Source organism: Legionella cardiaca (assembly GCF_029026145.1).
GTDB classification, from domain to species: Bacteria; Pseudomonadota; Gammaproteobacteria; order Legionellales; family Legionellaceae; genus Tatlockia; species Tatlockia cardiaca.
This window is the reverse complement of record NZ_CP119078.1, coordinates 464,123-477,003: the sequence shown is the minus strand read 5'-3', so window position 1 is coordinate 477,003 and position 12,881 is coordinate 464,123. Positions and strand designations below refer to the sequence as shown.

Sequence of the window (12,881 nt, the reverse complement as noted above, 5' to 3'; positions counted from 1 at the left end):
CCCGATTGATTTAATATAAGTATACACTAAATAAAATAATTCCAAGGTTTTCTTAAACTTTAGGAACATAAAGAATTAAAGTTTCGTTAGAAATACCAAGCATTCAGTAAGCACTGCAATCATTCATAATCAAGAAACAACTTATGAGGTTAAACTATTTTCTAAAGCACAAAAATATTTATTTACAATAATGATTTTAAATTGACAAATAGTGCTCTAAGAAGAAATTTTCTATAAACTAATTAATGACACACCCTAATAACGAGCTAAGTGAAGGATTCTCGCTCATTTATTCAATAGAGCTTGTCATTCGTTTGCAACTCTAGCTATTAGTAAGGAAGGATTTAATCGTGGAAACATTTGAGCTTAAAAAGAAAGATATCTTTTTTTTACGCGCTTTGGAAATTGATGAGTTAGTTTTGCTTTTGCTCATGGTAGGATTAATTACCTTACTAGTTACGGTCTATCTCTGGGATAGACGACAAAAACATCATGCAATATTACGCAATTATCCAATCCTGGGACATTTTCGTTATTTTTTTGAGTATTTGGGTGAGTTCTTTCGCCAATATTTTTTTACGAATGATCGTGAAGAAATGCCATTTAATCGTGCTGAACGCTCTTGGGTATATCGGGCAGCGAAAGATGTGGATACCACCATTGGTTTTGGTTCGACGAGACCTCTGCACGAGACTGGAACTGTTTATTTCGTTAGCGCTCCTTTTCCACCCCTTGCTACAAATGAAGCGACCATTCGCCCGGTAACGATAGGTCCTTTTTGTCGGCAACCTTATACCTCAAATCATATTTTTAATATTTCGGCTATGAGTTATGGCGCAATTTCCAAACCAGCAATTGAAGCATTAGCACGCGGAGCAAAAAAAGCGGGATGTTGGCTCAATACAGGAGAAGGGGGTGTTGCTCCTTACCACTTGGAAGCAGGATGTGATGTGGTTGCGCAAATTGGTACTGCGAAATATGGAGTGCGGGATGCCGCGGGTCATTTATCAGATACGCGTTTGCGTGAACTTGCAGCAATAGAATGTATTAAAATGTTCGAAATTAAACTTAGTCAGGGCGCCAAACCAGGCAAAGGGGGCATTCTCCCTGCAGTTAAAGTAACAGAAGAAGTGGCACAAATTCGCGGCATTTTACCGCACGTTGACTCTATAAGTCCTAACCGACATATCGATATTAGTAATGTTGAAGAGTTATTAGACAATATTGAGCATATTCGAGAGATTACCGGCAAACCGGTTGGTTGCAAATTTGTATTAGGTAGTTATGAATGGGTACATGATTTATGCAAAGCAATTCACAAACGCGGTATTAAATTTGCTCCCGACTTTATTACTCTGGATAGTGCAGACGGTGGTACTGGAGCATCTCCTCAAGGTTTGATGGATTACATGGGCATTCCAATTCAAGAATCCTTACCCAGACTAGTAGATATCCTTGTCCTTTATAACTTGCGTGAGCGTATTAAAGTCATTGCCAGTGGTAAGTTGATTACTCCCTCTGGTGTGGCTTGGGCACTGTGCGCTGGAGCGGATTTTGTTAACTCAGCACGTGGCTTTATGTTTGCTTTAGGTTGTATCCAGTCAATGCAATGCCATAAAAATACTTGTCCAACCGGAATTGCCACTCATAATACTCGCCTACAACGCGGTCTTGTGATAACCGATAAAGCAGAGCGTGTGTTTCATTATGCTAATAATATGGCTCATGAAGTTGCCATTATTTGCCATTCATGTGGTGTTGAAGAGCCAAGACAATTACAGCGTAAACACGCACGTATAGTTAGAGAGGATGGGTTTTCGGTTTCACTAGAAGAAATATTTCCTAATAAAAAACCATTGCCTGAATACGAATGATAATAGCCAGAATATTTGCTCAACGATACTCGAGCACTTTTTTTAAGTCAGATACAAGTTTTGCAGCGTATTCAGAACTATAAGCCAGGGTAGATATATCAGGTTGCCAAATACTATGAGGCCATAGTTTATCATCTTGAAAACGAGCAACCACGTGGACATGAAGCTGTGGAACAATATTACCTAAAGCACCTATGTTAAGTTTGTATGGTTTAAAAAAATCTTTCATGCGTTGTGAAAGTAAGCTAATTTCTTTCATTAGCTGATCACGATCCTTTTCAGGCAATTGACAAATTTCTTGCACGTCATTTTCTCGTGGCACCAGAATTATCCATGGAAAGTTTGCTTCATTTTTTAAATACAGACTTGATAATGGCCAATCCTTCAACCAAAAAGAACTCCTTTCAATGCGACTATCAACCTTAAAACTCATTATATCCTCGATTAGCAAACGCGCTGCCCAAATATCACAGACATTTTAAACTGGCATGTAACAAGAAAACCAGCAATTCATTGAACCTGATTTTATATTTTAAACGCTGCGATTGCTCTTAGAAATCGCTTCATTAGAGTTTTTATCATTGGAAGAGGCAGGATGTCTATGACCCAATTTCTGTAGATATTTGAACCTAATTTGACTTGCATGTCTGGCATCCCTTAAATCGGTTAAGTCATTTAGAGAAGGAAAACGCTCTTTATCCTGCACATAAAAATCAGAGACATATTTGCTGGATTCCTCGGTTGTGAGACTCTCCATCTTGTCAGCAACAATCGCCTGACTTGCAAGCACGAGATGAGTACAATTTATTCCTTTAAATAATACCAATTCTCTAGAGGCTGAAAGAGGCAATTCAATATTTTTGATTGATGCTATTTCAATATGTTTTATATATTTTTTGATTGTTCTTAGATTCATTAATTCCTTTCTTAAATCGGGGAATCTACTCCACTCCCCCCCACCTAAACAGCTGGAAATAATTAGCGATTCATCATTTCCCAATCGACCTATAAAATTTAGAGTATTTTGATTAAGATGTTTTTTTAAAATACCAATAATTTCTGGAGACAAACTACAGATTCCCGGTTTGGCCATATAGAGTTGATTCTTACATTCTTCTAAAGGGTGTGGTGCAAAATATCCCATCCAAGGCAACCAGGTCTCATCACTTTGACTGTTATAGCCTGTTGATTTGTAGAAAGGATAAACCACCCCGCTATTACCTTGCACCACTGTAATGTTTCTTCCGGGCATATGGTAAACTGTCAGGCGACTTTCACGATTGAATTGGTGCATGACACATCCCTATATCATTATTGTTTAAATTATAGACTAACAATTCATTAGGAGTGCTTTTGCAGGATAAAGATAATTAATGATTTATTATTCTTAGAAAAGCTTGCATATACTTAAGATACGCTTTTTACACCTATTTCTCGCTATGGATCTCAATCAAATTAGGGCGTTTATTGCTGCGGCTGATTTTCAATCATTTACTTTAGCAGCAGACTATCTTTATATCACCCAGTCTGCTATCAGCAAACGAATCGCAACGCTTGAGAACGAAGTTAAAACGCCTTTGTTTATCAGAGAGCATAATCGCCTGGCGCTGACGGATGCAGGGAAGATTTTTCTTCCCCATGTTATTGAAGCATTACAAACGATCCAATCCGGGATGTCAGCAGTCAACCAATTTTTAAATAAGCAGAAAAATCCCTTAAAAATTGGCGTTGACTTCTTGATCGGTAGTTTTATGTTACCTGACTTACTAGCTTTTTTTAATCACGAACATCCCCATATGGATTTCTCCGTTAGTTATCTCTCACCTTTAATGAGCTTTCGCGCTTTACGTAATCGTGAAATTGAAATTTGCCTCAATTGTATTAATAATAAAATTGCTCATGAATTTGAATTAATTCCTCTATTTACATTACCCTATGTCATCAAAGTTTCACGCGCTCATCCCCTGTTTCAAGAAAAAAATATAACTCTGCGCAAAATTATCAGTTATCCGGGAATTGTCATGCCCAAATATGCCCCGCCGCGCCAGGTTTTAGAAGAATATTTATTTAGGAAAAATTTAGTATTATCCAACCAACACGAAGCTGAGCCTATTTTTGCATTATTAAAACTAGCCAAACTACGCTTGGGGTGGTGTTTTATTCCTAAAAATGTCATTGATAGTGATCTGGTAACTATTTATGAACATGAAGCGCTGCAAGTTAATTATTTTATCATCTATCGCAAAACACATAAGCTTAGTGAAGATGCCCAACGTTTTATCGCTACATTAAGAGAAACACGATTTTTTGGTTAAATAAAGAGCAAAATTGGTGGCTTTTAATCGTTTATAGTGTTAATTACACAATTTTTTTTATAAACCACTTGTGACTTATCCCTATTTTACGTTATGTTGAAATAACCCACATTAGAATGGGCTTTCAACAATTGTCATTTAAGGACGAATGCAATTCTCAACTACTCAGGTAGTTGACGATTGATAAGCTTTAGCAAAAGGAGGATTTATGGCTACAGGCGAAGTCAAGTGGTTCAATAACGCCAAAGGATGGGGTTTTATTGTACCTGAAGGGGGTGGTGAAGACGTTTTTGTACATTTTTCTGCGATCCACGGTACTGGCTATAAAACGCTGATTCCTGGACAGCAGGTAAGCTATGACCTTGAAAAAGGAGAACGTGGCTTGCATGCATCAAATGTTATAGCATTAATCGAAGAAACTAGCGCTTAAAATCATGCGTCGTTAAAGGGCGTGTTCTCAATTGCTTTTATGAAACGATAATTGGATTTCAACCAGAAAAAGTAATTGAGGACACGTCCTCATATAGCCAGAGATCTCCAGATTTCACACTATACCCTCTCAGGAACTCTCTTCGTTTAGTTGAAAGACCCGAAAGATTTATCTTTCACGTTGATGTTTATGATGAAAATTGATTTATTGCTAATTAATTAGGTACCCCCCGATAGTTGTGATACCGCTGTCGTTAAGGCGATATCTTCGCGAGTTCCTGGCTGATAAAAGAGTATGCTTTACCCTTCTTATTCGTTATTTAATTCTGTATCTTATTATTCTTCCTTTTAGACCACGACAATCGGCACATACCTATCAAGCTATCTGGACTAAAGAAGCTCACCTCTACTTCTTTATATCCACAATATTCATCTGCTGCAACCGATTCATCGCTTGAAAAAATATTCCAGCTATTGGCCGCCAAAAACCCTTGCCATCATGCAATGCTATTCGTGATTTTTATCAGCATCTTGGATACAACCCTATACTGATGCCGTCTTACCAGAATTAGCAAGAAAAGGGGTAAAGCGTCTTGCCGTTGTTTGTCCTTCTTTTGTAGCGGACTGTCTTGAAACCCTGGAAGAAATAGGTATCGGTGCCAAAGCACAATGGCATCAACTGGGAGGCTCTCAACTCACCTTAATTCCTTGTGTCAATGATAATGATTTGTGGGTAAATGGCTTCTTGAAATTTTACACTCCAGCCCACAAAGAATAGTAACAAAATTGATTCTTGCAGCTTGAGTGTTATTAGTTCATAAAATAGTAAATCCTCATTAAAAAAGCCTCCTTTGATTAAAGCAAGAACAAAGATAACTCATTGATTTTGCAAAAGGTTGCAAAAGCAATTTTTTATGCTATAGAACATACATATAATTTTATTTTAGGAGTGACGATGCCTAATAAACCATTTGCAGAGCGTCTTAATAAAGAACTCGATAGCATGGGCTTACCGCTAAAAAGCGATGAAAGAGTTGAAGCATTTGCGAGGCTGATTAAAGCTCCTAAATACAAAGCAGAAGCTTTTTTAAACGGTATTACTCTTCCTGATGCGAAGTTATTAAGTATTATTGGCGAGGAGTTAGAAGTTAATCCAGATTGGCTAATTGGAAAGAGTGAGCAAAAACAGAAAAAAACACGTGTCTAGAATGCTTGCGCTGAAAATCAATTTTGATTATTGAGCTAATCCCAATCTTCAATATCTTCAGCAGGCAATTGAAGATTATCCAAATTCTCAAATACAGCAATATGAAAAATAGCATCTCCTTCATTCACTAAAGGAATATTTGTTTTACCTATGATCACACCTTCACAGGGGGATTTTATTTTAATTTCATTATCGCCAAGTGGATCGACAATTTTACAGAGCATTTCCCCTTTATTAACTTTTGCACCCAATGCTTTGCTGTTAATCATGACACCACTTTCAACAGCACGTATCCAAAACGTTGATTCAGCAATTGCTGAAATAAACCCACGTTTTTTTCTTAATTTCCTTTGTGAGGGAGGAAACATTTCTAAATAAGTCATCACATTTAATATACCACGCACGCCAATCCTTATCGCAAGCTCATCAAAACGTAATGCTTCTCCTCCTTCATAGATAATCATTGGAATATCTAAATTATCTGTCGCTTCACGTAATGAGCCATCTCGTAAATTGGCCGCAACCATAATAGGCGCATTAAAAGCCTCTGCTAATGTTGAGGACTGCGCACATTGATGACTAAAGCGCGTTTGTGGGTAGTTTGAACGATGAATAGCCCCTGTATGCAAATCAATACCATGGCTAGATTTCGCTACAATTTCTTTCATAATGAGGTTTGCCAATTTGGAGGCCATAGATCCTTTTTCATGTCCCGGAAATTGCCGGTTCAAATCCCGCCTGTCTGGTAAATAACGTGAATGAAGGAAAAAGCCATAAACATTTACCACAGGGATAGTAATCAGAGTGCCTCGTAAACGTTTGATTTGAGGAGCATGATGGAGACGACGGATAATTTCAACGCCATTGATTTCATCCCCGTGAATAGCTGCCGTAACAAATAGAATAGGTCCTTCTTTCTTTCCATGGAACACATATACGGGAATTTCAATCGGCGTTGACGTGTACAGCATAGCAAGCTCAAGCTTTACACAACGCGCCTGACCAGCTTTAATAGTTTCATCAGCAATAACAATAGATGCTCTTGCTTTCTTTTTCATCCTTGGAACCTTTGATTAATACTTTTAGGTTTAGCATGTTTTTCTATATATTGAATAATTTTACTAGCAATATTGACATGAGTTGCTTTCTCAATGCCTTCTAAGCCCGGAGATGAATTAATTTCCAGCACTAAAGGACCATGGTTAGAACGAATTAAATCCACGCCGGCCACTTTTAGACCCATCGTTTTTGCAGCAGCAACCGCAATGGCTCTTTCTTGAGGAGATAATTTTACTTTTAATGCCCTTCCACCTTGATGTACATTTGCACGAAACTCCCCTTCTTTGGCTTGACGCTTTATTGCAGCAACAACTTTATCTCCAATTACAAAACAGCGGATATCAGTGCCGCGAGATTCTTCAATAAATTCCTGCACAAGGATGTTGGTCGACATTTCTTTAAAAGCATTAATAATACTAACTGCTGATTGATGGCTATCTGCCAAAATAACACCCTTTCCCTGAGTTCCTTCTAATAGCTTAATAACAAGAGGGGCTCCTCCAACCATACGAATTAGATCCTCAGTATCTCCGGGCGATAAAGCAAAGCTTGTTCTAGGCATAGGAATACCTTTACGTGCCAAAAGTTGCAATGCCCGAAACTTGTCGCGTGAGCGCGATATGGCTATTGACTCATTAAGCGTATACATCCCCATTGTTTCCATATGTCTAAGCAAAGCAGTTCCATAAAAAGTGAGTGATGCGCCTATACGCGGAATGACTGCATCATATTTTGGCAATGCCTCACCGCCGCGATAATGGACTTGAGGATTGGAGGTTGCCACATTCATATAACAATAAAGTGGATTAATAACACTGATCTCATGACCTGCCTCCTCGCCAGCAGCTCTTAAGCGCTGATGTGAGTACAACTGAGGATTGGTAGATAAAATAGCAATTTTCATGGATCAAAGTTTCCTTGTTTTATTATTTTTTATACTTAATAAGAAAAGCCTAGCTCAAAATTTAAACCTTGTGTGCAAACTTGGAAAAATCTTGTTAGCGATGTCTTGTGAGATGAAAATACCCGAAATCAACTTCGGGTATTACTGACACTTTTTTAATACCTGCTTTAAGAAACTAAAAGCTGGTAATCTTTTGCTAAAAGACTCGCTTGGTGGGGAGTGGTGAAAAATGCATTAAGTTCACCTTGAGGATTAAAAAGCATAACAGCCCCACTATGCTGTACATCATAATTATTAGGATCTTTCGCATTAGGAATTGCTACCTTCGCGTAAGCAATACCCATCTCGTGAGTCATTTTTTTCACGATATCCTCAGATCCTCTCGCCCCATAGAAATGAGGATCAAAAGCCTTAACATAATGATTAAGCTTCTCTAAACTGTCTCTATCTGGATCAATAGAAATCATAACTATCCTGGGCAAAGGTTTGATATTTTCTTCTTCAAGAATATGGTACATCTTGGCCAATTCCGCCATGGTTGTTGGACATAAATAACCACAATTGGTAAAACCAAAAAAAACCAATGTCCATTGTCCTTGCAAACTCACATTATTGAAGGGTTGGTCATCAATACCAGTCAAAACAAACTCATTTATTTCCCGTGGTGCTTCTAGCAACGTTCCATTAAATTGTGAGGGATCAATTTTCTTTCCCATGGTTAAATGCTGAGCGATTAAGACGCCGCTTAGGATAGCTACCAAGCCGAGAAAACTCCCTACTACCAGCCATTTACGATTTATTTTGGCAGACATTTTCTCCCCTTAGATATAATGATCAATTAATAGAAAGACAAATAACATCATCAGATAAACAATAGAAAACCGGAATGTACGCATTGCCACAATAGGTTGTTCAGAACGGAATAAAACTATAGCCCAATATAAGAAGCGCAATCCCAATAACACAGCGCCAGTGAGATATAGCCAATTACTCATGCCCACAACAAAGGGCAATACACTCACGACTAGCAGCAAAATAGTATACAAAAGGATATTCAATTTAGTAAATGCAATTCCATGCGTAACCGGTAACATGGGGATTTCTGCATGCCTATAATCCTCAAAGCGATAAATAGCCAACGCCCAAAAATGAGGAGGAGTCCAGGTAAAGATAATTAATACCAGGAGTAATGCCTGTGGGTCGAGTTGATTAGTCACTGCAGTCCACCCAAGCAAAGGTGGTGCCGCACCAGCTAATCCGCCAATAACAATATTTTGTGGTGTCGCCCGTTTTAAATAACCTGTATAAACCCCCGCATAACCAATGAGGGTAATAAACGTAAGAAGCGCCGTCAGACTATTGACAAAGAATATTAAAATTAAAAGCCCTACAATTCCTATTATGCCAGCAAAATAGAGGGCTTGCTTTACAGATACCCGCCCTTGAGCTACAGGTCGCTTACTAGTTCTTGCCATGATGGCATCAATACGCTTATCGACTAAATGATTAATAGCCGCAGCACTGCCAGCACAGCATCCTATACCCATTAACGTAGTAATTAGTGTCGCTAAAGGTACCCAATCCGGAGTACTTAAATACATGCCCACTATCACTGTTAAAAGCATAAGGGCAACTACGCGAGGTTTACAAAGCTCCATGTAATCGCGCCAATTTACATTTATCCTGGATTCAGTTTTAGCACGCATCAGAAGCTCTCCCTTGGGTGAGGTATAACATCATCAGTAGTGTTGCCAGTAGTAATGCGGCAACTCCATTGTGGGCAACTGCAACCCATAATGGCAGCAAATACACTACATTGGCCACCCCTAGACTAAACTGAGTTATCAAAAGTGCTATGGCCAATAAAGCAAAATAACGTAAGCTCTTTCTCTCGCTTTTAATGAGACAAAGAAAAGACAATACAAACACATAAAGGGCAGTAATTATGGCACCTAATCGGTGGATATACTGGATAGTCATTCTGATATCATTATCAAGAAGCCCGCCCTGATAATTTTCTCCGACTGGAGAAAATAGATTAAATCCCTGGGAAAAATGAAGTGTAGGCAACCACTGGCCATTACATTGGGGAAAACCAACGCAGGCAATCCCAGCATAATTTGAGCTAACCCATCCCCCTAAAGCAATCTGCAAGAATACAATTAAAGCACCAAGCCCAATCCAAACACGCCAGTGTGGCAAATAAGTTGGCGTAACAGTACTCCATTGCAACCGCATACAGCTCAAGCAAGAGAAAATGATTATTCCACCCAATAAATGCCCCATTACAACAACAGGCAACAATTTCAGAGTCACTGTCCACATGCCTAAGGCAGCCTGGAATAAGACTAAAATTATTAAAGCCAGGGGTAATTGCCAAGGCAATTTCACACCTTGGATACGTCGCCATAACACACTCGTTACGATAAAAAAAATAAGCATGGCAAGCGTACCTGCAGCATAGCGATGTGCCATTTCTGTCCAGGCCTTACCTGCTTCAATAGGTATTTGTGGATATTTGCTTTGAGCTGAATGGAGTTCGTTTTGCCCATTAGGCAAAACCATATGACCATAACATCCTGGCCAATCAGGACATCCCAGGCCTGCATCTGTAAGACGTGTATAGGCACCCAACATGACTACAAATAGAGCTAAAATTACCGCAATAGTTGTTGCCCAACGTATCGATTTAAATTGCATGCGCTCAACCATTTTTTCGTTCCACACTTAATAAGTGTTTAATATCATGAAATATTGCATCAGATTTCGCATCCAAAGCATATTTTAAAATAAGGTAATCAGAAGGATTAGCAATAAACACTTGAGATTCTGTTGTAAGTACCTTGGGCTGGGTATAGGCTTCAGGTAACCGTAGCATTCGGATGTCCTGCTCCTTAAGTAAATTCATCAATGATGGTGGTAATGTTGTCGTCTTATTATCAACGATTAACCATTGTTCCACGTCATATAAACGTCTGCCTAAGGCAAGACGAATGCGCGCCAGTTTATCAAGTTGTTGAAGACAACGTTTGCTGCAATTACCAGGATTCCAAAGAATCAAACGCCACTTACCATTTGCATTCATTTTAACAAATTGAACAGGTGGTGTTAGCAGGGCACCGCGATTAGTGGTTGCCGTTCCAAGCCATTGCGGATGTGTATAGCATAGATAGGCAATGGAGCCCGGAGCAGCAAAAACCAGCATCAACAACAATAAAATAAGAGAATTACGCTTTGCCATTTTCATTCATTTTTTTCAAATTTAATGCAATAAACAGGATTAAAACTACACAAGCCATAGCAAACCATTGCAACGCATAGGCTTGATGACGCTCAGGAGGCATCGTTACTACAGGCCATTCACGGATATAACCCTGGGTCATTTCTTTATCGAGGCGAATAATAAACGGATAGACGGGTTTATGCAAAAGTTGGCTAACTAATTTTGTATCAATATTCTCAATTAATGTCACATGAGGTTGTTTTTTCTCAAATGCCGGCCCTAAAATCCAACTTTTTTCTGATGGATAATAAGCACTACCGGTTAAAGAAAGTGCTTCATCCGTAATATCGGGTTCAGGAAATTTTTGTCTGGTAATGTCACCAGAAACCCATCCTCGATCAACCAATACAATTTTTCCAGATGATAATTGTAATGGCGTGAGCACATTATAACCAAATTCGTGCTGATAATGCTGATTATCTAGTAATATATTTTCTGCTAGAAAGCGCCCTTTTAATGCAATACGTTGATATTGCGCAGGCATTGTCATGGTAGGATTCCAAAATACGGGTGCTGTATTTGCAAATGTGGCTTGGGCGGATAGCATTTGTTTTTTTTCATCAGCTCGATGCAACTGCCAAAATCCCAGGCGAACAAAAAATATAAAGGCTAAGCCAGTCAAAATAGCCATTTTCCAATTAAACGTGAAACAACGGTTAAAACAGGTTAAACTCACTATTTTTATTCCTTCTAAATCAAAAAAGTTCGATCTGAACTCTAGAGTGGTTGACATTAGCTTTTTTGAATCGACTTGGACAAATTTTAACTTGAATACAGTGAACAGTCAGTCTATTTGACTAAATCAAGTACTTGGGTCAGTCGGAGCATTTTGCAGCACAAAGTCAATGGTCAATTAAATTCTTAAAAATGTGGAGTATAACAAATGTTCACCAAGGCTATCATCCTTATTGTAATGCTGATTATTTTAGCTGCTTTAGGCAGCAGTCTTGTTTTTTTAGTCCGCGATGAAGGTAAAACCAAACGTACAGTAAAAGCCTTAACCTGGCGTATAGGTTTATCCTTACTTTTATTTTTATTTTTATTTCTCGCATTTAGTATGGGATGGATCCAACCACACTCTATCTAGTAACACAAATGGACCTGTTTTTAGCAATTGTTCAAGGAGCGCGCTTATGTACACTCTGTACTCATTTAAAACACCAAATGGAATTAAACCAACCATTCTGCTTGAAGAACTCCATGTTTCTTACGAGATTAAATTAATTAATATTCAGGAGGGTGAACAATTTGCACCAGAGTTTTTACGAATCTCTCCTAACAATAAAATTCCCGTCATTTATGACGCTGAAAATAATTTTCACCTGTTTGAAAGTGTGGCTATTCTTCAATACTTAGCCGAAAAACATCAACAATTTTTACCGCAGGAATTTAAATATAAATTTCATGTTCTCCAATGGTGCTTCTTTCAAGCGGCACACATTGGACCGATGTTTGGACAATATGGCCACTTCCATCGTTATGCTCCCGAGCAAGTGCCTTATGCAAAAAATCGCTATGCTGAAGAGGTCGCTCGCTTAATGGCAGTAATGGATAAAGAGCTCGTTCGACACACCTATATGGCTGGCAATGATTACACTATTGCCGATATTGCAATTTGGCCTTGGCTATATTGCTATGAAAACTTCTATCAAACGCCTTTAAATGAGAAAAAATTTCCGCATTTAATAGAATGGTATCAAATTATTGGTCAACGCCCAGCAGTACACAAAGCGCTTGCTGCTTATGAATAATAATCTGGTACGCTATATTTTGCATTGATGAAACTGTGCTAGAAGAATCACTTTAGATA

At 38.6% G+C, this 12,881-nt stretch carries 15 protein-coding genes and 1 pseudogene; 7 read left to right on the top strand and 9 right to left on the bottom strand.

Translation table 11 applies throughout. From position 1 onward, the window contains the following. Positions 1–350 precede the first annotated feature (350 nt). Entirely contained in the window at positions 351–1,874 is a 1,524-nt protein-coding gene (locus PXX05_RS02160; RefSeq protein ID WP_275089411.1) for an FMN-binding glutamate synthase family protein, read from the top strand. 19 nt (positions 1,875–1,893) lie between these two features. On the opposite strand, the gene PXX05_RS02155 is transcribed toward PXX05_RS02160, so the two are convergent. Both PXX05_RS02155 and PXX05_RS02150 read right to left on the bottom strand, forming a co-directional pair. Next, entirely contained in the window at positions 1,894–2,307 is a 414-nt protein-coding gene (locus PXX05_RS02155) for an HIT domain-containing protein (RefSeq protein ID WP_275089410.1), read from the bottom strand. A gap of 99 nt (positions 2,308–2,406) precedes the next feature. Continuing rightward, complete coding sequence (locus PXX05_RS02150; RefSeq protein WP_275089409.1) at positions 2,407–3,168, bottom strand: hypothetical protein; 762 nt, start codon at positions 3,166–3,168, stop codon at positions 2,407–2,409. A gap of 145 nt (positions 3,169–3,313) precedes the next feature. On the opposite strand from PXX05_RS02150, the gene PXX05_RS02145 reads away from it, so the two are divergent. The 4 genes and pseudogenes from PXX05_RS02145 to PXX05_RS02130 all read left to right on the top strand — a co-directional run bounded on the left by PXX05_RS02145 (position 3,314) and on the right by PXX05_RS02130 (position 5,825). Then, the gene (locus PXX05_RS02145; protein WP_275089408.1) at positions 3,314–4,189 is read left to right on the top strand and encodes a LysR family transcriptional regulator; all 876 of its coding nucleotides are present in this window, start codon (positions 3,314–3,316) and stop codon (positions 4,187–4,189) included. 208 nt (positions 4,190–4,397) lie between these two features. Next, positions 4,398–4,619 carry a cold-shock protein gene (locus PXX05_RS02140; protein WP_275089407.1) on the top strand — a complete coding sequence of 74 codons (222 nt, stop codon included), beginning with the start codon at positions 4,398–4,400 and terminating at the stop codon, positions 4,617–4,619. A gap of 192 nt (positions 4,620–4,811) precedes the next feature. After that, positions 4,812–5,396: pseudogene (locus tag PXX05_RS15120) on the top strand (ferrochelatase). Between the two features lie 177 nt (positions 5,397–5,573). Next, positions 5,574–5,825 carry a hypothetical protein gene (locus PXX05_RS02130; RefSeq protein WP_275089406.1) on the top strand — a complete coding sequence of 84 codons (252 nt, stop codon included), beginning with the start codon at positions 5,574–5,576 and terminating at the stop codon, positions 5,823–5,825. 35 nt (positions 5,826–5,860) lie between these two features. On the opposite strand, the gene PXX05_RS02125 is transcribed toward PXX05_RS02130, so the two are convergent. The 7 genes from PXX05_RS02125 to PXX05_RS02095 form a co-directional block, all read right to left on the bottom strand. Then, positions 5,861–6,883, bottom strand: a complete 1,023-nt coding sequence (locus PXX05_RS02125; protein ID WP_275089405.1) for a succinylglutamate desuccinylase/aspartoacylase family protein — start codon at positions 6,881–6,883, stop codon at positions 5,861–5,863. After that, positions 6,880–7,788 (bottom strand): 30S ribosomal protein S6--L-glutamate ligase, encoded by a 909-nt coding sequence (rimK, locus tag PXX05_RS02120; RefSeq protein ID WP_275089404.1) that lies wholly within the window; start codon positions 7,786–7,788, stop codon positions 6,880–6,882. Before rimK ends, PXX05_RS02125 begins: the two co-directional genes overlap by 4 nt. A gap of 167 nt (positions 7,789–7,955) precedes the next feature. Further along, a complete protein-coding gene (locus PXX05_RS02115; RefSeq protein WP_275089403.1) occupies positions 7,956–8,600 on the bottom strand; it encodes an SCO family protein in 645 nt (214 codons plus the stop codon). Between the two features lie 9 nt (positions 8,601–8,609). Continuing rightward, complete coding sequence (cyoE, locus tag PXX05_RS02110; RefSeq protein ID WP_275089402.1) at positions 8,610–9,494, bottom strand: heme o synthase; 885 nt, start codon at positions 9,492–9,494, stop codon at positions 8,610–8,612. Then, positions 9,484–10,488, bottom strand: a complete 1,005-nt coding sequence (locus tag PXX05_RS02105) for a COX15/CtaA family protein (RefSeq protein ID WP_275090447.1) — start codon at positions 10,486–10,488, stop codon at positions 9,484–9,486. The genes cyoE and PXX05_RS02105 overlap by 11 nt, the downstream gene beginning before the upstream one ends. A 4-nt stretch (positions 10,489–10,492) precedes the next feature. After that, positions 10,493–11,029: a hypothetical protein gene (locus PXX05_RS02100; protein WP_275089401.1), complete on the bottom strand. Its 537-nt coding sequence runs from the start codon at positions 11,027–11,029 to the stop codon at positions 10,493–10,495. Continuing rightward, on the bottom strand, positions 11,016–11,747 hold the full coding sequence (locus PXX05_RS02095; RefSeq protein WP_476737578.1) for an SURF1 family protein: 732 nt from the start codon (positions 11,745–11,747) through the stop codon (positions 11,016–11,018). The genes PXX05_RS02100 and PXX05_RS02095 overlap by 14 nt, the downstream gene beginning before the upstream one ends. Positions 11,748–11,954: 207 nt before the next feature. Here PXX05_RS02095 and PXX05_RS02090 point away from each other — a divergent pair, with 207 nt between their 5' ends. Both PXX05_RS02090 and PXX05_RS02085 read left to right on the top strand, forming a co-directional pair. Further along, positions 11,955–12,158, top strand: coding sequence for a twin transmembrane helix small protein (locus tag PXX05_RS02090; RefSeq protein ID WP_275089400.1), 204 nt, complete (start codon positions 11,955–11,957; stop codon positions 12,156–12,158). Between the two features lie 46 nt (positions 12,159–12,204). Next, the gene (locus tag PXX05_RS02085; RefSeq protein ID WP_275089399.1) at positions 12,205–12,822 is read left to right on the top strand and encodes a glutathione binding-like protein; all 618 of its coding nucleotides are present in this window, start codon (positions 12,205–12,207) and stop codon (positions 12,820–12,822) included. Positions 12,823–12,881: the final 59 nt, after the last annotated feature.

What these genes read in the sequence shown, in the direction of transcription:
- PXX05_RS02155 (WP_275089410.1), bottom strand. Translation starts at nt 2,307, where the DNA reads ATGAGTTTTAAGGTTGATAGTCGCATTGAAAGGAGTTCTTTTTGGTTG.
- PXX05_RS02150 (WP_275089409.1), bottom strand. Translation starts at nt 3,168, where the DNA reads ATGCACCAATTCAATCGTGAAAGTCGCCTGACAGTTTACCATATGCCC.
- PXX05_RS02145 (WP_275089408.1), top strand. Translation starts at nt 3,314, where the DNA reads ATGGATCTCAATCAAATTAGGGCGTTTATTGCTGCGGCTGATTTTCAA.
- PXX05_RS02140 (WP_275089407.1), top strand. Translation starts at nt 4,398, where the DNA reads ATGGCTACAGGCGAAGTCAAGTGGTTCAATAACGCCAAAGGATGGGGT.
- PXX05_RS02130 (WP_275089406.1), top strand. Translation starts at nt 5,574, where the DNA reads ATGCCTAATAAACCATTTGCAGAGCGTCTTAATAAAGAACTCGATAGC.
- PXX05_RS02125 (WP_275089405.1), bottom strand. Translation starts at nt 6,883, where the DNA reads ATGAAAAAGAAAGCAAGAGCATCTATTGTTATTGCTGATGAAACTATT.
- rimK (WP_275089404.1), bottom strand. Translation starts at nt 7,788, where the DNA reads ATGAAAATTGCTATTTTATCTACCAATCCTCAGTTGTACTCACATCAG.
- PXX05_RS02115 (WP_275089403.1), bottom strand. Translation starts at nt 8,600, where the DNA reads ATGTCTGCCAAAATAAATCGTAAATGGCTGGTAGTAGGGAGTTTTCTC.
- cyoE (WP_275089402.1), bottom strand. Translation starts at nt 9,494, where the DNA reads ATGCGTGCTAAAACTGAATCCAGGATAAATGTAAATTGGCGCGATTAC.
- PXX05_RS02105 (WP_275090447.1), bottom strand. Translation starts at nt 10,488, where the DNA reads ATGCAATTTAAATCGATACGTTGGGCAACAACTATTGCGGTAATTTTA.
- PXX05_RS02100 (WP_275089401.1), bottom strand. Translation starts at nt 11,029, where the DNA reads ATGGCAAAGCGTAATTCTCTTATTTTATTGTTGTTGATGCTGGTTTTT.
- PXX05_RS02090 (WP_275089400.1), top strand. Translation starts at nt 11,955, where the DNA reads ATGTTCACCAAGGCTATCATCCTTATTGTAATGCTGATTATTTTAGCT.
- PXX05_RS02085 (WP_275089399.1), top strand. Translation starts at nt 12,205, where the DNA reads ATGTACACTCTGTACTCATTTAAAACACCAAATGGAATTAAACCAACC.